Genomic DNA, 21,033 nt, shown 5'->3' with positions numbered 1-21,033 from the left:
TATCTCATATGTTGTATTGGTCACTCATTGGTAACACGGTTAACTTCTTGCAGTGTGGTGAGACCTTGCATAACTTTGTTTAAGCCAGAGCGACGTAAATTGTTAAAACCCAATTCTTGTGCTTTTTTTGCAATTTGAAGTGAATTTGCATCTTCCATAATCAGTTGAGCAATTTCTGGGGTGATTTTCATCACTTCATATACGCCCAATCGACCTTTATAACCGTCTCTACATTCGGAGCACCCCACGGCTTCAAAGATAGTGACAGATTTTTGTGTCAGGTCATCATTGGTAAAGCCTAATTCTAACAGGCTTTTGTTTGGAATGTTGATTGGCCTTTTACAGCGTGAACACAGTTTCCGAACCAAACGTTGCGCAATAACCAAGTTAACTGACGTTGCAATATTAAAAGAGGGAACGCCCATATTACGCAGTCGAGTAAGTGTTTCAGGTGCGCTATTGGTATGCAACGTAGATAAAACCATATGACCTGTTTGGGCTGCCTTAATTGCAATTTCTGCAGTTTCTATGTCACGAATCTCCCCCACCATAATAATATCTGGATCTTGACGTAGAAAAGAACGTAGTGCTGTGGCAAAGTTAAGTCCAACTTTAGCATTGACGTTGACTTGGTTAATCCCTTCTAAGTTAATCTCTACTGGGTCTTCTGCTGTTGAAATATTTGCACTTTCGGTATTTAAAATATTTAAGCCAGTGTATAGCGAAACCGTTTTTCCTGACCCTGTCGGCCCTGTGATGAGCACCATACCTTGTGGTTGATGTAGTGCATCTAAAAATAGTTTTTTTTGTGCAGGTTCATAGCCTAAAACATCAATACCCAACATGGCACTTGAAGGATCTAAAATCCGCAGTACAATTTTTTCACCAAATAGAGTAGGCAATGAGTTTACACGAAAATCAATCGCTTTATCTTCAGCCACTTTGAGTTTAATACGGCCATCTTGTGGCATTCTTTTTTCAGAAATGTCCATTTGTGACATGACTTTTAATCGCGAAGAAATCCGGTTTGCTTCATCAACTGGAGGGTTTGCAATTTCGCGTAAAATGCCATCAATACGGTAGCGTACTCTGTATGATTTTTCATAGGGTTCAAAGTGTAAGTCAGATGCTTTTAAACGAATTGCATCAAAAAGTAGTGCATTAACGTACTTTATGATAGGTAGTTCGTTAGGATTATCTTTATTTCTAAACGGCTCAAAATCAAACTTAAGCTCATCGCCTTTAAGTTGTTTCTCTTGCCGAATCTGTTGCTCTTCTTCGGTGAGATCCTCATCTTCAATCTTCTGATTTTGCTCATTTTGTTGAACTAAGTATTGAAGTTTATTATGTTCGACAATGATCCATGTGGGCTTAATATAACTATCATTTTGGATACTTACCACGCCTTCCATTGTACGAAACTTTTTCGCTTCAATATCATTTTGATAAAGTAGCTTTTCTAGAGTTTCAATGTACTCTGGATTACTAATCGCAATTACAAAGCGTTTACTGTCTTTTATCAGCGGTAAAATATGATGAGATGCTACCAATTCGGCATCAAGCGCATCATGGGGTAATTCTTCAAATCTGAAAGAAAATAAATCAAATAAAGGCAGATTAAATGCTTTAGCAAAGGTTTGAGCTAAAGTTTTAGGAGAAAAACTTTTATAGTCGACTAAATATCGAACAAAATCGATATCAATTTTTTTAGCCTGAGCCAAACACTCTCTCAGCGTTTCTTCTGAAAAGTGTCCGTCATTTACTAAAGTGAGCATAAAGCCACTCAGTTGAGAGGGTATAGGAGAATTGGTCATGAGCACTGCCCGATATCGTTTTAGCCATAGAGGCAATAAATAAAATAGGCGATTAAATATCTAAATAAATAAACTAACTGTTCGTAGCTTAAGCGATATTTGTTGTATCCATATTACAGGTAAATATCTTTTTCAAGATAGCAAGTTGCAAAAAAAAAGGCAAAATAAAAAAAAGTGTGTAAAATAAGCACATATATTTAACTAACTATAAATAGGGTGTTTGCAATGTCAGTATCAACAATTGTACCTTGGGTCATTGGGAATTGGAAAATGAATCCCGCGACTGCCGACGTTCAAAAATGGGCCCAACAATTTAACCAATGTCTACAATTGGCACCAATTGCACAGCAACAGTGTAATATTGCAGTTGCGCCAACGTATCTTTCATTAATTTCGCTCAAAGAAAACTTTACTGGCTATAATCGTACTGTACACGTTGTTGCACAAGATGTATCACGTTTTCCAGGTACGGGCGCTTACACGGGTGATATTAGTGCACAGTTATTACAGGATGCACATGTATCTTATGTGTTGGTAGGGCATTCAGAGCGTCGTGAATTACTTGGTGATGACACACAAATTTTATGTGCTAAAATTAAACATGCTTTAGACGCCGGTTTAACTGTGGTTTACTGTGTTGGTGAAAGTTTGGCACAACGAGAAAATGGTGAAGCTGAAGCTGTTGTCTTGCAACAAGTGAAAGATATTGTTCCAGTTGTGAGTGCAGATCAGTGGGAAGATCGTATCATTATTGCGTATGAACCGATCTGGGCAATTGGTACGGGTAAAACAGCATCTGCTGATGATGCCCAAGCAATGCACGCAAAAATTCGTGAAGGTTTAAAGCAAATTACAGCTGCAAGTGATCGTGTTGCAATTTTATATGGCGGTAGTGTTAAGCCTGAAAATGCAGCAGACTTTGCGGCATGCCCAGATATTAATGGTGCCCTTGTAGGTGGTGCATCTCTTAGTGCTACGTCTTTTTATAAGATTGCAGCATCTTTTGCAGGTAAAAAATAAGGTAAGGTGAGTTCATGCAAACATTTGTGCTTGTTGTACATGTTTTGTTGGCAGTTGGTATGATTGTCTTGGTTCTAGTACAACATGGTAAGGGTGCAGATGCAGGTGCTTCTTTTGGCGGCGCCGGTGCAGCTACAGTTTTTGGGGCATCTGGCTCTGGTAACTTCCTTACGCGATTAACAGGTATTTTGACAGCACTCTTCTTTGTTACAAGTATTACGTTAGCCGTGTTTGCGAAAAAACAGACTGCAGATGCTTATAGTCTAGTCCCAGATCATCAGGCACCTGTCACTGCGCCAGCACCTAATTCGGGTGTTAATTCGACAAATACATCAAAAACAGCCAATTAATTTGGCCAAGGTACTTTTCTTTTCTTAATGAAAGGAATAAAATGCCTGCAAATGCGGTGGTGGTGGAATTGGTAGACACGCTACCTTGAGGTGGTAGTGCTTTCGGGCGTGGGGGTTCAAGTCCCCCCTTCCGCACCAATAGTGCAATAAATTGCAGTGTTGGATACTCATTAAAGGCTTAATTCTTATCGAATTGAGCCTTTTTTGTTGCCTATAAAAATATACAATAACCTTAACCTATGTGTTATATCTTTGGTAAGTTTAAGTATTTACATGCCACTTTCATCATCTTTTTACTAGAGCAAGAGTCATGACTTAAGCATAAATTGATGCTATGAAATTCTAAGCAATAAAAAATGAGAGGGAATGATGTTTATTTACTTCCATGATTTATTACTGGTACAAAAAAGCGAATATTTATTCACGGTAATATTTAATTACCTTCGGCCATAATATGATTCAAACATAGTCAAATAAGATTAATACGACTTAATATATAAATGTATGTACTTCTAAAATTTTAGATACGGGTCTAGATTATAAAAATATTTACATGCTTTAGAAGTACACAAAAATAGGTGTGTTATTGTAATGATATTGCACTAAGCTTAATTAGTACTGAGCAATAAGTTGGCTTACTTCAGTGACTTTGTATTCAATGTAATTGAGAATAATTAATTGATTTCTAGTCATTTTATTAAACATAGGATAAAGGCTTGGATTAACGATCTCTGAACTATTGCGGTTAATCCATATACTATAATGATGACTTTTTTCGATTTCTTCAACTTTTTCAAAGCACAACATATGGCTGTCATCTTTAGCTTTTAGGGTAATGAGTGCTGTAAGCATGTCTTTATCCTCCGAAATTAAAGTGAGTTGATATGGGGTAATTCGGGGGCAGTATAGCACCGTTGAAGATAGTTGGCGTAAGCAAGGACAAAAACCATGTTAATTATGATATATAATTAACATACCCACGTTTATAACCCTTGTTATTACTCTCTTTAGGGTCTTGTTGATCCACGGCTGTATTTTCTGCACTAATTAGGCAGTTTACGAGTTCATTGTAGTCCGTTTCTGTTAGTCTCTCAGGTCTAAAATAATCAAAACCACGTTGCTTAAAAAATAAATCGACTGCTTTATTTTTTTGCACATACTTCATAGACCACTGACTGAAATTTACTTCAAATACTTCTTTTGTTGAAACAACATGTAGTGCTTTATGTCGTTGATCTTGCTGTATGCGTTCAAACGTTTTTTCTACTGACTCTTTTTCACCTTCTAAACATTGAAAAAAGGAGTTATTTGCATAGTATAAAACACCACAAATATTGTGTTTTTGATTAAAACGCATAGCTGACGTTAAAATCTGACTGAGATCAGAAAGTAGATCACCAGATTCTTCTCTTTTACTTGTATAGCACAACTGGATTAACATACGCTTTACCTATAACTATATTTTTATTTAGTTTTTCAATAAATTAGAAAAACTTACAGATATACATATATTTAATACATAGTATGATGATTCATATAAATGTTTTTTTCAAATAAATAAATGTTTTTTTTTAAGTATCTCGTCATTAAAGCCATTATATTTTTAATTAGATTTATTTTAAAATGCGTTTGAGTATCATTACTTATGAGATTTTTTTATGTAGGATTCAATAAAAAATTATTATTAAGTTGACATCATGTTTATTAAAAGCTCAATTTTAATTTTTATTATGTTTGCCTTTTAGCTTTTTATTTAAATAAAGTGAACTAGTTTGTCTTTTATTTAAAGAAGATTATACTTATTCAATCTAAGAGGTATGTTTTGAAGAAGTAAATATTTAATGGATAGTTTTAGAAATGATGATTAATAAATAAATTCTTTTTATATTTTATTGCACGAGTATTTAGACTCAAAAAATAGAAAACAATCAATTCAATTTTAAAGTCAGCTATATTTATGGTGTGTAGTATGTGTAGTAGCATCAGTAGACACTGAAAATGCTATTTCTAAGGCTTATATTTACAAATAACACGGTTTAATTTTTCATAAATATCCTTTTATTGCTTTTGTAATTTAAATATGGGTATGGCGTATTAAAGAATCATTGACTAAATGTACTCCAAACAGTGGTGAGGTGACAGTATTGGTAAATATGACTATACAGTCACCACACGCGATATTTTTAAGGATGAATCATTTCTTGTTGTACAGTCATATCATAAATATAGATAAATTGAGGGGCGTTATCTTTATTATGAAAGCGTTTAACCCGTATCGTTTTTTTTACTTTAGGATCATGCTGATAACCTTGTATGCTCTCGGGTAGAGTTTTCCAATCTTGATCAATATACGTTTGTATTCCCTGATCGTTATATTTAATTTCTTTCACTTGAAGACATGATGTATTTGGATTGCCCGAACATGGTTTAGTCGTTGGTGCAATATCTAGAAAAATAATCTCTGCTTCAGATTTATATTGTGCTTCAGGTTTTATGTGCCCTTGAAACTGATATGTTTTTCCATTCTTATCTGTAATTTGTAACTGTGGTATCTCTTTTTCATCGAAATTCACTTGTACATTCAGTTGTGATTGGCCAAATAAGTCTGCTGATTGCTTTTCTTGAAGCATGAGTTGTGGACTACACATCATCATGGTTGAGCGCAGTACAGAAGTCGTTATAGCTTGGCCTGATAGCTGCCATGAGCCACCTTGTTGGTTACAGCCTGTTGATATACTGAAAGTTTGGTCTTTATCAAAATTAATACGGATATCTGGTAGGTTCTTTTGGGCTTGATAAGACCATGTGTAGTCAGAGAGTGTTTGATGTAAATTTGCTGTATTCTTTTGAGTGTTATGCATAGTGTGTTGGACTGTATGATGTTGTGGTAGGCTTTGGCATGCAGGCAGTAAAAAAGGTAAAACACAAATTAACAGATATTTTTTGTTCATTGAAAAATTTCCTCGTTGTCTTTATTTCATTATAAGTATTTGCTTTCTTGTTATGTGTTGTGTTTAGTCAATATATTGATATTTTAAGTAAATTTTAATGTACTATGATTGATATAAATATTTTTTATTACAGTTGTGTGCGCCAAAATTATTTATAATCGCTACTTTATTTTTCGCATTTTTAATCACATGCCACGTTTTCTTTTTATACTTGCAGCTATTTTATTGGGCTTGGCTTGGTTGTCACCTGATCACTATACGCCATGGCTTACGTTTTCTAGTGAAATGTTGACTTATGCAAGTGTTTTTTGCCTATTCGCTGCATATATAGAGCGACCTTTACAGTGCCCAAAATTTCAGTTGTTATGGCTATTTGTGGTCAGTATACCTTTACTACAGTGGTCTTTGGGTATAGAGCTCTATTTTAGCAAAGCACTTTTAAGTGCATGCTATTTGCTTGGCTTTGGTATGAGTGTAGTGCTCGGCTATAATATTGCGAAAGAATATGGTAAGGCTCGTATTTTAATGCCGTTATCGATTTTAATATGTGCTGTGGCTGTAGTGAGCTGTGGTATTGCATTGCTACAGTGGTTAGATTTAGAGAAAAACCTTTGGGGTATTATGCAGCTTCGGGGTAACCGACCGTATGCAAATTTTGCACAGCCAAATAACTTTGCTACATTTTTGCTCATGAGCGTATTTGCCACGTGGTATTTATTTGAAAAGCGTGTTTTACATGGCTTAATTATGGCAGTTATAGCCAGCCTAATTATCTTTACAATTGCTTTAACGCAGTCTAGAACACCTTGGATTGCTTGTGTTGTTTTAACTGCTTATGTTCTCTATAAATATAAACATGATGATTATCGTCTAACATATAAGCACTTGGCTTTCTGGTTGTTACTCTACCTAAACAGCTTGCTGTGGCTACCTATTTTAAATGGTTGGCTAGTACAGCTGGGCTTGTCTCAAGCTCAAATGGTTGATGTGGTGCAACGTGCAAATTCAAGCCATTCCCGATTTGGTATATGGGCACAAATGTTGTATGCCATTCGTGAGCAACCGTGGTGGGGTTATGGTTGGAATCAAACCAGTATTGCACAGCTTGTTGGTGCAGATTTTATTGTGCATAGTGAGCGAACCAATAGTGCACATAACTTTATTTTAGAATTATTTGTTTGGAATGGTGTGCCAATTGGTACTGCAATGATTGCATATATTTCGTATTGGTTGTTTAAGCTGAATCAAGTGGTTCGCTCTAAGGAAAATTTAATTGCATCATTGATGGTCTTATCAGTCATGATTCATGCAATGTTAGAGTTTCCACAAAATTATGCTTATTTTCTATTTCCAAGCGCATTTTTGCTCGGTGTTATTCAGTCAGATGTGATTGATCAGAAAGTATTTTTAATGAAATCATGGTTTAACACCAGTTTTCTCGTACTGTCTATATTGTTGTACGGCTTAATTTGGCGTGATTATATTGTTGCTGTAGACGAGCTATCTTACGCCAAGAAGCGGGCAGAAAGTGGCTTAAGTAAAATACCGAACAGCCAAATCATTGTATTGACAGAGTATAAGGCTCGTTGCAGTTGGTATGCATTAAACCGCTTTAGTCAGCTTACACCTGAACAATTACAACAATTTCACAATGCGGTAAAAGTATCGCCAACAGAGTATGATTTGTATAAATATGCACAGCTTCTAGCGTTTAATAATCAACAACAACAGGCAGAGCATCAGTTGCGGCTGATTAAAGGGCTATACCGTGTCAATTATAGAGTCGATCAATTAGATAAACGGCCTTAATATAAAAAAGCGCATTTTTTTAATGCGCTTTTTTATGCTTTATTTGTTTAAATTGCTTTGAATATAATTTTCAATACTTACCGTTCCGGTCAGATCAATTTGTGTATCTGCCCAATCTAAGTATTCTTCTTCAGACTCTAAAATTTCTTGTATGAAATCACGAGTCACATAGTCTTGTTTTTCTTCAGCGATTTTCACACATTGTACTAAAGCTTCAATGTTTTCTTTTACTTTACGTACGTCGCACTGTAGTACTTCTAATGTATGTTGTCCGATATAAAGCTTTCCTAAATGTTGCAGATTAGGTAAACCCTCTAAAAATAGAATACGCGCAATGACTTTATCAGCATGTTTCATTTGACGAATTGATTCTTTGTATTCAGCAACCCCCAATTTTTCAATGCCCCAGTCATTAAACATGCGAGAGTGTAGAAAATACTGGTTTATTGCAGTGAGGTGATGATACAACACTTGATTAAGCTGATTAATAACGTCACGATTGCCTTTCATTTCACATACTCCACACAATTTTGGGCGCCTTATTTCAATACAAGGCAATCTATAGTGTCTATGCTAACGAAGCGAGGCAGGCAAAGCGAGTTGTTTTTTGAACAGCAAATGGAAATCATAATCAAAAACAATTATATACAGTATTTGATTTGAAGCGGTAAGTAGCAAAGCTCATGTTTTTTTGAGTTTAAGCTGCAACCGAGATACGTGCAGCAATTTCTGAAAGCTCTTCACGAAGAATACTTTTTGCTTCTGGTGCACAGCGACCACAGCATGTTGCAATATCAAGTTGATCACGTATTTCACGAAAAGTTTCTGCACCGTTTTGTACAGCATCTTTAATATCTTGGTCTGTGATGCCTCGGCACAAGCATACGTACATGAGATGAACTCACATTTATTTGAGAATGGTTATATTATTGATAATTATTATCGATTGTCAAGATCGTTTTTGTAGTTATATTCGTCCGTATCCAATGCAAAAAATGAAGTCTAGAAGTCAAGTTATTATTTCTACATGTGTAGCATAAATTTTAACTACGGCGTGAATGTAAAAGTCGAAAATTAATTGATATTTATCGAATTGAACAGGCGATAACCTGTTGTATCAAATAATCAATTAGCGTTTTTTGCTGACATAAGCCAATAAAATCACAGGCAGTAAGCCAACCAATACAATAAGTAGGGCTGCAATCGCACCATCTTCGTATGTGCCTCGAGAGGCTTCAGCATATAAAAAAGTGGCCAATGTATCTAAATTCATGGGGCGTAGTAATAAAGTTGCGGGAAGTTCTTTCATACAGTCAACAAAAATGAGTAGTGCTGCAGACATTAAAGCAGGTCGTAATAACGGAAGATGAATTTTTCCTAAAATAGTGATGGGTGAGCATTTTAGAGTACGTGCAGCATCGTCTAAGCTTGGGCTGATCCTGTCATAGCCGGCTTCTGTATTTCCAATAGCAATCGCTAAAAAACGAGTACTATAAGCATAAATCACGGTGAACGTTGTACCTAAAAAAAGTAAGCCAGTAGGAATCCCCATTTTAAATTCTAAAAAGTCACCGATTGTACGATCTATAAATCCAAGCGCCAGCATGAGGCCGATTGCTAATACTGTACCCGGTATGGCATAACCAAGACTTGCAATACGGCCAAGCATCATTTTTCCTGTAAATCGCATGGTACTGCTGAGAATGAAACCAATCACTAAAGTTACACATGTTGCAAGTAGAGATAAGGTGAGTGTGTTAAACGATACTTGTAGTAATTGATTTGAAAAGCCATTAAATTGTATGCGTTTAAATGCTTCGACAGCGAGATAGCTTGTAGGAATAATAAAGCCAAATAATATAGGAATAGAACCCATACAAAAAAAGATAAAACCTTTGTATGCGGTGAGTTTAATGGGTGTCATCACTTGACTGCGCTGTGAAGCGACATGGTAACGCTGTTTACGTCGACCTATCCGTTCGGACAATACAAGGCAGGTAATAATTACTAACATGAATATCGCAATTTGAGCAGCACCTGCCAAGTTGGATTGATTCACCCATGTTGAGTAAATTGAAAGCGTTAGTGTTTTTACCCCTAAAAATTCGGTTGCACCCACATCATTAATCGTTTCCATGAGTGCAAGACTTGCTCCTACAGCAATTGCAGGGCGAGCTAAAGGAATGGCGACCCGATAAAAAAGTCGAATGGGACCAAAGCCTAAGGTTCTAGATGCGTCTATAAAGCTTGCAGACTGCATCATAAATAATGCACGAGTACTGAGGTAAACATAAGGATAAAGGACAAAGCTGAGTAAGAATATACAGCCCCATAAGCTACGAATATTCGGAATAAAGGCATTGGCATGCTGAATATTAAACGTAACTTTAAGGAATGTTTGTACGGGTCCAATAGGATGCAAAAGATCAATGTAGCTATAGGCAATAATATAAGTGGGTACCGCAAGGGGGAGTAATAACGCCCAGTCTAGAATCCCTCGACCTTTAAAATCATAAGCAGTGACCAACCATGCAGTACTTGTACCCATAAAAATTGTAAGTACCCCAACCCCGAATAGTAAAATACAGGTATTTATGAGTGTGGGTGGAATTGTATATTGAATTAAATGTGACCAAATTTCAGGGTCCCCTTGCCATGCTGTCCACACTAACGCAATGACTGGCAAACAAGCGAGTAGTGCAAATAGGCAACTTAACCAAAAGCCAAACTTAAATTGAATAGTAGATGGGGAATGACTTTGCATAGGACACACTAAAATGAGCTAGATGAAAAAAAAGAACTTCGCTATGTCATATAGATCGTAGCGAAGTTGGTGCGTTTTGTTTAGTGATCAAATTGAACTTTTTCAACCAGGCGACTGGCAGCTTTGCGGTATTTAGCAATGTCATTTAAGCGAAGGTTATCAATTTTAAGTGGACCAAAACTTGCAATCATTGGGTCAATTTGTGCTGATACATTGACAGGGTATTCATAGCCACTTTGTGCATATATTGCTTGTCCACGTGTTGATGCAAGGAATTCAAGTAATTGCACAGCCTCTTTACGGTTTGGTGAATATTTTGCTAATACTGCGCCAGTGACATTAACGTGTGTACCGCCATTTTTAAAGGTAGGGAGTACAACATGAATAGCATTTGACCAACTTTTTTGACGATCATCACCGTTACGCATGGTGCCAACATAATAGGTATTTGCAATGCCAAGATCACAGATATTACCTAAAATGTCACGCGCAACATCACGGTCACCACCACTTGCGGAGCGAGCCAAATTCGCTTTGACGTCACGTAACCACTGTTCAGCTTTGGCTTCGCCATGATGCGCAATATAAGCTGCAATGAGTGCAGTATTGTAAGGGTGAGCACCTGAACGAATACAAAGTTTGCCTTTCCATTTTGGATCGGCAAGATCTTCGTAATTAATGGCAGTGATGTGCGTACGATCTTTTGATGCATATACAGCTCTTGCTCGCATAGATAAAGCATACCAATGACCATTTGCAGATCTTAATGTTGGAGGAATAGATGCATCTAAAACTTTAGAATTTACTTTCTGGCTCAAGTCATTTTCTACAAGGTCAATTAGATTACCAAAGTCTACGGTCATCAAAATATCTGCAGGTGAACGGCGACCTTCCACTTTTACACGCTCTACGAGACCTTCTTTCACAAACACTGTATTTACTTTTACACCTGTTGACTGAGTAAAGTCATTCAATAATGGCTGAATAAGCCCAGGTTCTCGGGTTGTATAAAGGTTGACCTCACTAGCCTGTAAGCCTGAACTTAAAGCCAAAGTAATGAAAGCAAGGTGACCTAGAGTGTAACGTTTAAGTGTATTTTTCATCTTTTTGCTCATATTGATGGCGGTGAAAAGGGAATTAAAGTTAAGGTGTTGCTGAATCTTTAGCAAAAATAAAGCTTTGCTGAGGTTGAATACACATAAAAAGTGCTTGTCCAACATGGGTTGGGCAGTGAAATATACCCTGTGCATGTATTATGTATGAGGTGCTATGGATCTGGACTTTAACTAACATTTGATGCCCTAAGTAATCGCTAGAAGTCACAGTGACAGGTATGCTGTCTTGGTTTTGTGGCTCTACACTGAGCGTCACATGATAAGGACGAAAACAGTAAAGATAGTTAGCGTTAGGCGATGTACTCTGATCTACACGTTGTTCAGGGTTGATAGATTTAAACTCTAATTGACCACATGCGCTTTTTAATACATTGTGATTTACAACACAGGGAATTTGGTTGATCGCTGAAAAATACTCTGCAGCAAATAAACTATTTGGTGTCTCATAAAGTTGCTGTGGTGTACCACTTTGAATAATTTGTCCTTCGTGCATTAAAATAATTTGATCTGCAATATGTAATGCTTCTTCTGGGTCATGTGTGACAATAATCGTGGTTGTACCAAGATCTCTTAAAATACTTAGCGTATCTTGGCGAATCCGATCTCTAAGTCTGCGATCTAAGTTTGAAAATGGCTCATCCATAAGTAAAACATCAGGCTTTGGCGCCAGTGCTCTTGCTAAAGCAATACGTTGTTGTTCTCCACCAGAAAGCATATGAGGATATTTTGTTGCATGTTGAGAAAGTGAAACGTGTTTGAGTACGTCATCTGCAATTTGTTTTTGTTGTTCTCTTTTAAAATGGTTGAGACCAAACTTAATATTTTCAAACACATTTAAATGTGGAAATAAAGCATAGTCTTGAAAAACAAGGCCAATGTTACGATGCTCGGCAGCAACATGGTGCGTATTGCTCCATAAAATGCGATCTCCAAACATAATCTGTCCTGCACTTGGTGATTCTAGCCCAGCAATCAGCCGTAGCATGGTTGTTTTTCCACAGCCAGAGTGTCCGAGCAGACACACAATTTCACCACGCTTGGCTTGCCAAGAGGTATCGTAGACTGCATTTTGTTGACCAAACTTTTTACTCAAATTTTGAATGTGCAAAGCAGACATATCAGACATACCATTGTGTAAATTGATAATCATTTTCATATTATCATTTTAAGATTCAGACTTCATTAATTTATTTTCCTTTAATTTTTTATTGTGTTTTTTTAAAATAAATTATTTATTATTAGTGACTTAAGTTAATTTAATTTTCTAGAAGGAGTTGGTTTTTAATATTTTTATTATTTATTTTTTTAAGTTTTATGTTTTATTTATTGTTTTTATGTCTAAGTTTGGTGTTCGGTCGTATTGCTCAATGTGACGTATCTTCATTAAATCTTGCATTGAAGATTTATATCTATGCCTATGTTAAGCCTAAACCTAGTGCAAAGCTGAGGGGAGGTTCTTCGTTTTATAAATGACATTTTTTGGGTGTAGTTTTATCGTTTTTTAATATGAGTAAGTGAAGTGTGATAACAGACTAAATAATAATTTAGAAAAACAAGATTTTTTCTTTTAGAATATAAAAGGCTTATAGGTCGTGACATTAAATGACAAAAGCAATCTGATTTCAGATTGCTTTCATTACCTATCATATTTTGGTAACCCAAATGGAATATTTAAGCAGATTGGGTTAGCCAATAATTACAATACCATCCATTTCAACCAATGCTCCTTTAGGTAGGCTTGCAACACCAAGGGCTGCACGGGCAGGGTATGGCTGAACAAAGTACTCGCCCATAATTTGATTAACCAATTGGAAGTGAGATAAATCAGTCAAAAAAATGTTGAGTTTGGCAATGTCAGCAAGGCTCCCTTGAGCCGCTTCGCAGACAGCTTTTACATTTTCAAATACTTGACGGATTTGTGCTTCAATGCCCTCTACAAGCACCATTGTTTTTGGGTCTAAGCCAATTTGTCCAGAAAGATAGAGTGTGTTTTCAACAAGGATAGCTTGTGAATACGTACCAATTGCAGCAGGCGCATTGTCACTATGAATCACTTTACGGCTCATGTTGAGCTCCTTTCAAATATTATGAGTGAGAGAGTGTACTGGTTTTTTGACCATCAAAAGCATTGAATGGTATATCTTGTCTGAGTATGCGTGGGAAGCCAAAGTGTATACGTAAATCTCGAATGACATGCGCAATTTCTTTTCGGTTATGTACCACAATATTGACGTAAGTTTTTTTATCTTGTGTGTGAACAAACTCAACCCCAATCTGAGATTTTCGGCATTGGTAAATTAATTCAGACACTTGCTCATCATTCATTTTTAAATGAATGCATAAAAATGCAGAAAAATTAATATCAGCACTTTTTTCTGTATTCCAATACAGAGACATCATACTTTCTGGGTGTAAGTGTTGTTCATGGAGTAGATTATTACAGCGTATACGATGCACGATGAGTCCTCTACGTGAAAGGTGTCCTTGAATAGGGTCACCAAGTACAGGATTACAACATCTGGCATATTTTACATCAACACCCTCAGTCCCTTGAATGAGACGAGATGACTCGCTGTAATTTTTAACCTCATCTGCAAACAAGTGATTTGCAACAAGTTGTGGTAGTAAGTCGCCAACTGCAATTTGCTCATATAAGCGGTCAGTTGAGTCAATATGTCGCCATTGTAATACGCTTTGCCACTGTTCTTGAGTAATATCCGATGTCGATTTATTAAATAACCGAAATGCACGTGTGAGTGCTTGCTGGCCTAACATGCGCTGTTCTTCAGTACTTTGTTCACGTAATATATTTTGAATGGCACGACGAGCTTTTTGTGTATTTACAAAACTGAGCCAATCTGGGTTTGGCGTTGCGAGTACGTCAGTAATAACTTCAATGACTTGACCACTGGTTAGTGCAGTTGAAAGCGGTTTTACTTCTCCATCGACTTTGGCACCAATCGCATGATTGCCTAGAAATAAACTGGCAGAATAAGCGAAGTCGACGACAGTTGCGCCTTGTGGTAACTCATGGAGTTGACCATGGGGTGTATAGACCCAAATTTTTTCTTGGTGTAGATAGTCAAGTAAATAATTAAATGTGGTTTTAGCACAGTCTGTGTCTATAAGGGTGTTTAAATTTTGCATAGATGCTTGAATGGCTGAGCGGCAGGCCTGTGGTGCACTTTCACCTAGAATTACGCCTAAACGAGCAGCTTTCTGCATCAGCTCTGTTTGTATCGTGAGCGATAGTGTGGTTTTTTCACCTTTAAGTTTCATCACTAAAGACTGATTGCCACCCGGTAGTGGTTTACGAATGTTGTCTTCGAAATGAACGACTTTAAAGTTGTCTGTTAAAATATCTGTTAGGCGGTCACAATCTGCAATTGAGCCTAATGTAATTTCAAAAGTGTGGCTTCGAGTGAGTTGGTCTAGGTTAATTTCATTTTTAAAGAAATGACGTAACAATTCAATATTATTGTTTTTCTTGCTAATTTGGCCTTGAATATGATGATCTTCTAGCAACAGATGTAAGTTTTTTTCCCATATTTTTTGGTATTCACAGCGTTGCGGACGTGTTTTCTCTAATGCTTGTTGAATTTGCTCAAAGGTATCTAAGTCTAAGTTTTGATAACATAGATGCTCTAGATGATCTGCAATTTCATTCATTCCCACAGTGCGAGCAATTGGCACAAAAACATCAAAGGTTTCTTGAGCAATACGGGCTCTTTTGTCTGGTCGTAATGCTTCAAGCGTGGTCATATTATGATAGCGGTCTGCCAATTTTATAATAATCACACGTGGATCTTGCAGCGTGGCTTGAATGATTTTACGAAAAGAAGCCGCTTTATTAAATTCTTTGTCGCTAGAGTGGGTGAGCTTAGTGACTCCATCAACCAATTCAGCGACAGTTCTACCGAAACGTGCAGTAATATCTTCTTTGGTAAAATGAGTATCCTCAATCACATCATGTAATAAAGATGCCATGAGGGTTTCACTGTCTAGGCGCATTCCTGCCAAAATACAGCATACAGCGATGGGGTGTAAAATGTAAGGTTCGCCACTTTTACGTGTTATACCATCGTGTGCAAGGTCAGCAAAGTCGCATGCAGCCAATATCTGTTCTACGTCAGATTCATCTAAATAGACATCAATGATTTCTTTGAGCTGTTGTCGGGCTTGGCTGACTTCTTTGCCTGGCATAAAACGTCCTTTGTGTAAGTAAATAAAAAAGTATGCAGGTCTTCTAATCAAAAGCATTCTGTTGCATTTGTCAAATTTTCTTGATTAAAAGCCAGTGTATTTTTCAATGGAAGCCATCTTTTTTAGCCATATTGGTTAAAAAGGTGAATAAAAAAAGCCTAGCATGACAGACTAGGCTTTGTTTTAAATTTAGATTTAGAATGAAAAATTATCTAAACCTAAATTGTTTGCAGATAAAGCGAGGTCTAAGTTCGAACGTTGATAGTCTTGATCACGTTGTTTTAAAATGTCTTTGGTCACATGGCCAAGTGCAATTTCACGTAGTGAAACCACAGTCGGTTTGTCATTGTCCCACTCAACAGTTGGTTCAAGACCTTGACGTGACAATTGGCGCGCACGTTTACTAGCTACAAGTACTAACTCAAAGCGGTTATCTACATGTTCTAAACAATCTTCAACGGTTACGCGTGCCATAATGTATCTCTAGTGTGAGTTAAAATTAACCAAGCCTTGCATTATAAGTCGCTTTTTAGTCAGACTCAAGCAACCTTACGGCTCAACACGTAATAATTTTTCAATGAGTGCCTGATGGCGTATGGCTTGTTGTTGCATACTTAAACGATTTGCACTCACAATAGATTCAAGATCATGTAATGCTTTGTTGAAGTCATCGTTAATAATCACGTAATCAAAATGTGTGTATTGTTGCATGTCTTCAACAGCACAGCTTAAACGATGCTCAATAATTTCTACACTGTCTGTGCCGCGGTTGGAAAGACGTTGACGTAAGTCGAATTGGCTTGGTGGTAAAATAAAAATTTGTTTAGCCTTGGGAAAAATATGACGGACTTGCTCTGCGCCTTGCCAATCAATTTCGAGTAGTACGTCATGGCCTTGCTCAAGTTGTTGGCGAACAGTGGTTTGAGACGTGCCATAGTAGTTGCCAAAAACTTCAGCATATTCAATAAACCCATCTTGTTTGACTTGGTTTAAAAAATCTTCTTTTGATGTAAAGTGGTAATGCACACCATTGAGCTCACCGGAACGCTGGCCACGGGTGGTATGTGATACAGATACGTGTAAGTTAGTCACACGCTCAAGCAGGGCTTTCACCAAAGAGGTTTTGCCTGTTCCTGATGCAGCAGAAACAACAAACAAGAGACCTGACATGATATTTTCCTGATATGATAAAATATCTTCTCTATTTTAAAGTAGACTGTAGCTAAACTGAATAGCTTATTTGATTTGAATGGCGTATAAAACGCAAAAAATCAGTTGTTTCGAGTGTGATTGAGGATTTTATGGAAATTGTATTGGCGAATCCACGAGGTTTCTGTGCAGGTGTTGATCGCGCCATTGCGATCGTGAATAGAGCACTTGAGTGTTTTGAGCATCCTATTTATGTACGTCATGAAGTGGTACATAATAAATTTGTCGTTGATGATTTGCGTCAGCGTGGTGCAATTTTTGTAGATGAGCTTGATCAGGTTCCTGACGACAATATTGTGATTTTTAGTGCGCATGGTGTGTCTAAAGCCGTGCAAGATGAAGCAAAACGCCGTGGCTTAAAGGTGTTTGATGCAACATGCCCATTGGTCACTAAAGTACATATTGAAGTGACTAAATATGCTAGAGAAGCCAGAGAGGCCATTTTAATTGGGCATCATGGTCATCCAGAAGTGGAAGGCACCATGGGACAATACGATTTACAATATGGTGGTCAAATTTATTTGGTTGAAGATGAGCAAGATGTAGCGCAACTGGAAGTGACCAATGCTGAACATTTGGCTTTTGTGACACAAACAACACTTTCAATTGATGATACTGCTAAAGTGATTGATGCCTTGCGAGATAAATTTCCCGAAATTAAAGGACCTCGTAAAGATGATATTTGCTATGCCACACAGAATCGTCAAGATGCTGTTCGTGATTTAGCACAGCAGTGTGATGTGGTTTTAGTGGTCGGTTCACCGAATTCATCAAACTCGAATCGCTTGAGAGAGCTCGCTGAGCGTATGGGGAAAACAGCATTTTTAGTGGATAACGCACAAGAATTGCAGTCTGATTGGTTTAAACCAGAGACTAAAATTGGTGTAACGGCAGGCGCATCTGCACCAGAAATTTTAATTAAACAAGTAATTCAGCGGTTAAAAGACTGGGGAGCACAGGCTCCACAAGAGTTAGATGGTCGTGAAGAAAATATTACGTTTAGTTTACCGAAAGAATTAAGAATACAAGTAGTACAATCTTAAAGAATTAAGAGTACGGGTAATACAATTTTAAAGAATTAAGAGTACAAGTAGTACAATCTTAACAAAAACAGCATACAATGGAAGCGGGCTTTAAAGTCCGCTTTTTTTTTACGGTTGTACTTGGGCTTGTTTTTTTGGGGAAGATTGGTGAAATTAATACGTGGTTTTACACTCATTGAGTTAATGGTCACAATCGTAATTATGGCGATTATTGCAACAATGGCTGTACCTTCATTCTCCAATATGATTAAACGGCAACGTTTGGATCGAGATACACAGAATTTAATTAGGCAATTTTCACAGGCACGTAGCCAAGCAGTTATTCTAAGGCGTGATGTTACTGTAAATTTAAATAGTCAAACCGCAGATACTACAACGGTCTTGAATTGGGCCCCATCTGGCTACAATGTGTTGAATTCACCGAGTTTAACCACTGTTAGATTAACTCCAATGGGAGTGACGAACTTAGCTGCTGATACTAGCTTTTCTGTGTGTGATAAGAACCTTAAAGTTAGTCGTAACTTTACTTTAACACGTTTTGGTACAGTGGTACTAACAGCAAGTGGGGGGTGTTAATGAACTTTTCTAAACGACAGAAAGGGGTGGGGATGATTGAGGTTTTGGTAGCACTACTCATTTTATCTGTTGCTGTTTTAGGTTTTGTTGGACTTCAGTTAAGGGCCGCTGAAGCAGGGCGAGAGGCATCAAACCGTATTTTAGCCATGAATGTTGCCCGTGATTTAGCTGAAAAAATAAGAATAAATAGTACACAAATCTCGACATATACAATGCAAATGGGAAGTGAAGAAAGTCAAAAGTCGAGTAGCACAAATTGTTTTGATACGTATTGTACTGCGGCTCAAAAAGCAGCTTTTGATGTGAATCAATCGTATTTAAATGCGCTTGCTTTGGGGATGTCAATAAATATGCAAACTTGTCCAAGTGGTTTAAATGGTAAACAATGTATTTATGTTGCATGGGGGAAAACTTTGCCGAGCAATAGTGCAACTGATGCTGATAATTTAAACTCTTGTACTGTCAGTAGCGATAATGGCTTTACCTATAGAAATAACTCGACATGTACCGTCATGGAGGTCTTTTAATGCATATGCAAAAGGGCTTTACAATGGTTGAACTGCTGATTGCTTTACTCTTAGGAACAATCATTTCTTCTATTGCACTCATGTTGTTTCTTTCTGGTCAACGTAGCCAAGCACTGCAGCAAGCTACTTCTGAAATTCAAGATGGGTCAAACTTCTCACTAGACTATATGGTTAAAAATATAAGAAAAGCAAACTTTGGTTCAGACGGAGAAACAGTGAATAATAATTCTCCTAATGGTGGGATTGTTTTGACTAGTACAAATTTAAGTGGTGTAAGTAATGGGTTTGTTACGTTAAATGCTGCAAGTGATAGCGCATCTAACCGTGTTAATGTAGGAAATAGTGATCAATTAACGATACAGTACCTTGTGCCTCAAGACCAAGTGAACCAAGGTTTTTTTGATTGTACCGGACAACAAGTCACACAAAGTAGATATGTTGTTGAACGCTATTTTGTTAGGCAAAATGGTGGTTTAGTTTGTACTTCAAATAGAGATGGGAATGTTGGTAGTTTAGGATCTAATGCTCAATTGATTATGCCAGGCGTAGATTACTTCCGTGTCTTGTTGTCGGTGCAAAGAAGTGGTGACAGTGCTTTACGTGATGTTTCAATTAATACGTATAACGGTGTGGATAACATTGTGGGTGTAAAGCTTGGTATATTAGTTACATCTAATCAAACAATAGGAACAAATATTGCTTTTAATCAAGGGCAAAGTATACGTGTTTTGGACCGTACGGTCGCACTTAATTCTACAAACACAACAACAAGTAATTTACGTGTTGTTTTAGAGCAAACGGTTGCTTTCCGTAATGCAATTGGTGGGGGAGCATCATGATGAATCGATTATCTACCCAAAAGGGTGCAACACTGATTATTGTACTGTGTGTGCTGATTTTAACGGCGATGATTGGTGCCATGATTGTTAGACAGAGTATGACTTCATTAAATATTGCAACCAATGCCCAGGCGAAACAACTTCTGTTCCAAAGTTCAGATGCTGCTTTAATGAAAGTACAAAATGCTTCAGAGTCGTTAATTCTCACTATTAGTGGGAGTTTGGGGCGTTCAATGAATAGTGTTTCTAAGTCACAAGAAATTGTATTTTGCTATCAAAAAAATAGTGCTGATTTTTTTAATGTCACTAGATACAGCACAATAGAGTGGCAAGATGGTGCCTCTGCCCCAAATGGCAGCATTTCCGGTACATTAGGATATTGCCAAGTGAGCCAAGCCAGCCGTAATTTTTTTACTAGTGGTCGAAATGCTATTTTAACGCAAGTTTCTATTCAAAATATTGGTACGTCTACTACCTCAACTGAATCCGGTGCTTTTACGGGGCATAGCTTAGGTACAGATGCACAATCACTGAATGCAACCGCTGGTGGTGGAAATAATACACAAAGTAACCAAGTGATTCGTGTCTATGCTGTCTCTCTCATGCCAAGTATGTCTACAGCATCTGGCGCGGCCATTAATACGTGTCTTAATTCTCATATGAATAATCCAGTTGTACCGACATCGTCAACGCCGACCGAAGATTCTTTAAAAACTATTTCAACCTGTTTAAATCAGTTAGGTGTTCCTTTTTCAACACAATACAGTGATTACAACTTAGTACAGAATGATCTTGAAGGCGTATAGGGGAAAT

General features: G+C 37.3%; 21 protein-coding genes and 1 tRNA gene. 9 read left to right on the top strand and 13 right to left on the bottom strand.

Annotation, left to right across the window (positions count from 1 at the left end; translation table 11 throughout):
• Nucleotides 1–20: 20 nt before the first annotated feature.
• Nucleotides 21–1,814, bottom strand: a complete 1,794-nt coding sequence (pilB, locus tag BLS38_RS08765; RefSeq protein WP_092748689.1) for a type IV-A pilus assembly ATPase PilB — start codon at nucleotides 1,812–1,814, stop codon at nucleotides 21–23.
• 225 nt (nucleotides 1,815–2,039) lie between these two features.
• Here pilB and tpiA point away from each other — a divergent pair, with 225 nt between their 5' ends.
• From tpiA to BLS38_RS08750, 3 genes are all read left to right on the top strand, one after another.
• Nucleotides 2,040–2,834, top strand: a complete 795-nt coding sequence (tpiA, locus tag BLS38_RS08760) for a triose-phosphate isomerase (protein WP_092748687.1) — start codon at nucleotides 2,040–2,042, stop codon at nucleotides 2,832–2,834.
• 14 nt (nucleotides 2,835–2,848) lie between these two features.
• Nucleotides 2,849–3,184, top strand: coding sequence for a preprotein translocase subunit SecG (gene secG / locus BLS38_RS08755; RefSeq protein WP_092748685.1), 336 nt, complete (start codon nucleotides 2,849–2,851; stop codon nucleotides 3,182–3,184).
• Nucleotides 3,185–3,237: 53 nt separating this feature from the next.
• Nucleotides 3,238–3,322: transfer RNA gene (locus tag BLS38_RS08750), tRNA-Leu, on the top strand.
• A gap of 474 nt (nucleotides 3,323–3,796) precedes the next feature.
• Here BLS38_RS08750 and BLS38_RS08745 read toward each other — a convergent pair.
• The 3 genes from BLS38_RS08745 to BLS38_RS08735 all read right to left on the bottom strand — a co-directional run bounded on the left by BLS38_RS08745 (nucleotide 3,797) and on the right by BLS38_RS08735 (nucleotide 6,135).
• Nucleotides 3,797–4,036 carry a hypothetical protein gene (locus BLS38_RS08745; protein ID WP_092748683.1) on the bottom strand — a complete coding sequence of 80 codons (240 nt, stop codon included), beginning with the start codon at nucleotides 4,034–4,036 and terminating at the stop codon, nucleotides 3,797–3,799.
• Between the two features lie 103 nt (nucleotides 4,037–4,139).
• The gene (locus tag BLS38_RS08740; protein WP_092748681.1) at nucleotides 4,140–4,625 is read right to left on the bottom strand and encodes a BLUF domain-containing protein; all 486 of its coding nucleotides are present in this window, start codon (nucleotides 4,623–4,625) and stop codon (nucleotides 4,140–4,142) included.
• Between the two features lie 742 nt (nucleotides 4,626–5,367).
• Entirely contained in the window at nucleotides 5,368–6,135 is a 768-nt protein-coding gene (locus BLS38_RS08735; RefSeq protein WP_092748679.1) for an META domain-containing protein, read from the bottom strand.
• 189 nt (nucleotides 6,136–6,324) lie between these two features.
• Between BLS38_RS08735 and BLS38_RS08730 the strand changes: the two genes are divergently transcribed.
• Nucleotides 6,325–7,944 (top strand): PglL family O-oligosaccharyltransferase, encoded by a 1,620-nt coding sequence (locus BLS38_RS08730; protein WP_092748765.1) that lies wholly within the window; start codon nucleotides 6,325–6,327, stop codon nucleotides 7,942–7,944.
• Between the two features lie 39 nt (nucleotides 7,945–7,983).
• Here the strand turns inward: BLS38_RS08730 and bfr are convergent, their stop codons facing one another.
• From bfr to gmk, 9 genes are all read right to left on the bottom strand, one after another.
• Nucleotides 7,984–8,454, bottom strand: a complete 471-nt coding sequence (gene bfr / locus BLS38_RS08725) for a heteropolymeric bacterioferritin subunit Bfr (protein WP_092748677.1) — start codon at nucleotides 8,452–8,454, stop codon at nucleotides 7,984–7,986.
• Between the two features lie 187 nt (nucleotides 8,455–8,641).
• The gene (locus BLS38_RS08720; protein ID WP_092748675.1) at nucleotides 8,642–8,836 is read right to left on the bottom strand and encodes a bacterioferritin-associated ferredoxin; all 195 of its coding nucleotides are present in this window, start codon (nucleotides 8,834–8,836) and stop codon (nucleotides 8,642–8,644) included.
• A gap of 237 nt (nucleotides 8,837–9,073) precedes the next feature.
• Nucleotides 9,074–10,708, bottom strand: a complete 1,635-nt coding sequence (locus BLS38_RS08715; protein WP_092748673.1) for an ABC transporter permease — start codon at nucleotides 10,706–10,708, stop codon at nucleotides 9,074–9,076.
• Between the two features lie 80 nt (nucleotides 10,709–10,788).
• Nucleotides 10,789–11,811 (bottom strand): extracellular solute-binding protein, encoded by a 1,023-nt coding sequence (locus BLS38_RS08710; protein ID WP_092748671.1) that lies wholly within the window; start codon nucleotides 11,809–11,811, stop codon nucleotides 10,789–10,791.
• Nucleotides 11,812–11,851: 40 nt separating this feature from the next.
• Complete coding sequence (locus tag BLS38_RS08705) at nucleotides 11,852–12,967, bottom strand: ABC transporter ATP-binding protein (protein ID WP_092748763.1); 1,116 nt, start codon at nucleotides 12,965–12,967, stop codon at nucleotides 11,852–11,854.
• A gap of 541 nt (nucleotides 12,968–13,508) precedes the next feature.
• Nucleotides 13,509–13,889, bottom strand: a complete 381-nt coding sequence (locus BLS38_RS08700) for a RidA family protein (RefSeq protein WP_092748669.1) — start codon at nucleotides 13,887–13,889, stop codon at nucleotides 13,509–13,511.
• Nucleotides 13,890–13,908: 19 nt separating this feature from the next.
• The gene (locus BLS38_RS08695) at nucleotides 13,909–16,026 is read right to left on the bottom strand and encodes a RelA/SpoT family protein (RefSeq protein WP_092748761.1); all 2,118 of its coding nucleotides are present in this window, start codon (nucleotides 16,024–16,026) and stop codon (nucleotides 13,909–13,911) included.
• A gap of 195 nt (nucleotides 16,027–16,221) precedes the next feature.
• The gene (rpoZ, locus tag BLS38_RS08690; protein WP_092748667.1) at nucleotides 16,222–16,500 is read right to left on the bottom strand and encodes a DNA-directed RNA polymerase subunit omega; all 279 of its coding nucleotides are present in this window, start codon (nucleotides 16,498–16,500) and stop codon (nucleotides 16,222–16,224) included.
• A 75-nt stretch (nucleotides 16,501–16,575) separates the two neighbouring features.
• Complete coding sequence (gene gmk / locus BLS38_RS08685) at nucleotides 16,576–17,196, bottom strand: guanylate kinase (protein ID WP_092748665.1); 621 nt, start codon at nucleotides 17,194–17,196, stop codon at nucleotides 16,576–16,578.
• A 131-nt stretch (nucleotides 17,197–17,327) separates the two neighbouring features.
• On the opposite strand from gmk, the gene ispH reads away from it, so the two are divergent.
• The 5 genes from ispH (at nucleotide 17,328) to BLS38_RS08660 (ending at nucleotide 21,026) form a co-directional block, all read left to right on the top strand.
• Nucleotides 17,328–18,278 (top strand): 4-hydroxy-3-methylbut-2-enyl diphosphate reductase, encoded by a 951-nt coding sequence (gene ispH / locus BLS38_RS08680; protein ID WP_092748663.1) that lies wholly within the window; start codon nucleotides 17,328–17,330, stop codon nucleotides 18,276–18,278.
• 147 nt (nucleotides 18,279–18,425) lie between these two features.
• Entirely contained in the window at nucleotides 18,426–18,854 is a 429-nt protein-coding gene (locus tag BLS38_RS08675) for a pilus assembly FimT family protein (protein WP_244518246.1), read from the top strand.
• Nucleotides 18,854–19,381, top strand: a complete 528-nt coding sequence (gene pilV / locus BLS38_RS08670; RefSeq protein ID WP_092748661.1) for a type IV pilus modification protein PilV — start codon at nucleotides 18,854–18,856, stop codon at nucleotides 19,379–19,381. The genes BLS38_RS08675 and pilV overlap by 1 nt, the downstream gene beginning before the upstream one ends.
• On the top strand, nucleotides 19,381–20,220 hold the full coding sequence (locus BLS38_RS08665; RefSeq protein WP_244518244.1) for a prepilin-type N-terminal cleavage/methylation domain-containing protein: 840 nt from the start codon (nucleotides 19,381–19,383) through the stop codon (nucleotides 20,218–20,220). Before pilV ends, BLS38_RS08665 begins: the two co-directional genes overlap by 1 nt.
• Nucleotides 20,217–21,026, top strand: coding sequence for a pilus assembly PilX family protein (locus tag BLS38_RS08660; RefSeq protein ID WP_092748657.1), 810 nt, complete (start codon nucleotides 20,217–20,219; stop codon nucleotides 21,024–21,026). The genes BLS38_RS08665 and BLS38_RS08660 overlap by 4 nt, the downstream gene beginning before the upstream one ends.
• Nucleotides 21,027–21,033 lie beyond the last annotated feature (7 nt).

This window comes from Acinetobacter boissieri, assembly GCF_900096955.1.
Taxonomy (GTDB): domain Bacteria; phylum Pseudomonadota; class Gammaproteobacteria; order Pseudomonadales; family Moraxellaceae; genus Acinetobacter; species Acinetobacter boissieri.
The sequence above is the reverse complement of the archived record's forward strand: the minus strand, read 5'-3'. Positions and strand labels throughout refer to the sequence as shown.

Excerpts from the sequence above, each read along its gene's own strand:
- pilB (WP_092748689.1), bottom strand. The coding sequence starts at position 1,814 with ATGACCAATTCTCCTATACCCTCTCAACTGAGTGGCTTTATGCTCACT.
- tpiA (WP_092748687.1), top strand. The coding sequence starts at position 2,040 with ATGTCAGTATCAACAATTGTACCTTGGGTCATTGGGAATTGGAAAATG.
- secG (WP_092748685.1), top strand. The coding sequence starts at position 2,849 with ATGCAAACATTTGTGCTTGTTGTACATGTTTTGTTGGCAGTTGGTATG.
- BLS38_RS08745 (WP_092748683.1), bottom strand. The coding sequence starts at position 4,036 with ATGCTTACAGCACTCATTACCCTAAAAGCTAAAGATGACAGCCATATG.
- BLS38_RS08740 (WP_092748681.1), bottom strand. The coding sequence starts at position 4,625 with ATGTTAATCCAGTTGTGCTATACAAGTAAAAGAGAAGAATCTGGTGAT.
- BLS38_RS08735 (WP_092748679.1), bottom strand. The coding sequence starts at position 6,135 with ATGAACAAAAAATATCTGTTAATTTGTGTTTTACCTTTTTTACTGCCT.
- BLS38_RS08730 (WP_092748765.1), top strand. The coding sequence starts at position 6,325 with ATGCCACGTTTTCTTTTTATACTTGCAGCTATTTTATTGGGCTTGGCT.
- bfr (WP_092748677.1), bottom strand. The coding sequence starts at position 8,454 with ATGAAAGGCAATCGTGACGTTATTAATCAGCTTAATCAAGTGTTGTAT.
- BLS38_RS08720 (WP_092748675.1), bottom strand. The coding sequence starts at position 8,836 with ATGTACGTATGCTTGTGCCGAGGCATCACAGACCAAGATATTAAAGAT.
- BLS38_RS08715 (WP_092748673.1), bottom strand. The coding sequence starts at position 10,708 with ATGCAAAGTCATTCCCCATCTACTATTCAATTTAAGTTTGGCTTTTGG.
- BLS38_RS08710 (WP_092748671.1), bottom strand. The coding sequence starts at position 11,811 with ATGAAAAATACACTTAAACGTTACACTCTAGGTCACCTTGCTTTCATT.
- BLS38_RS08700 (WP_092748669.1), bottom strand. The coding sequence starts at position 13,889 with ATGAGCCGTAAAGTGATTCATAGTGACAATGCGCCTGCTGCAATTGGT.
- BLS38_RS08695 (WP_092748761.1), bottom strand. The coding sequence starts at position 16,026 with ATGCCAGGCAAAGAAGTCAGCCAAGCCCGACAACAGCTCAAAGAAATC.
- rpoZ (WP_092748667.1), bottom strand. The coding sequence starts at position 16,500 with ATGGCACGCGTAACCGTTGAAGATTGTTTAGAACATGTAGATAACCGC.
- gmk (WP_092748665.1), bottom strand. The coding sequence starts at position 17,196 with ATGTCAGGTCTCTTGTTTGTTGTTTCTGCTGCATCAGGAACAGGCAAA.
- ispH (WP_092748663.1), top strand. The coding sequence starts at position 17,328 with ATGGAAATTGTATTGGCGAATCCACGAGGTTTCTGTGCAGGTGTTGAT.
- pilV (WP_092748661.1), top strand. The coding sequence starts at position 18,854 with ATGAACTTTTCTAAACGACAGAAAGGGGTGGGGATGATTGAGGTTTTG.
- BLS38_RS08665 (WP_244518244.1), top strand. The coding sequence starts at position 19,381 with ATGCATATGCAAAAGGGCTTTACAATGGTTGAACTGCTGATTGCTTTA.
- BLS38_RS08660 (WP_092748657.1), top strand. The coding sequence starts at position 20,217 with ATGATGAATCGATTATCTACCCAAAAGGGTGCAACACTGATTATTGTA.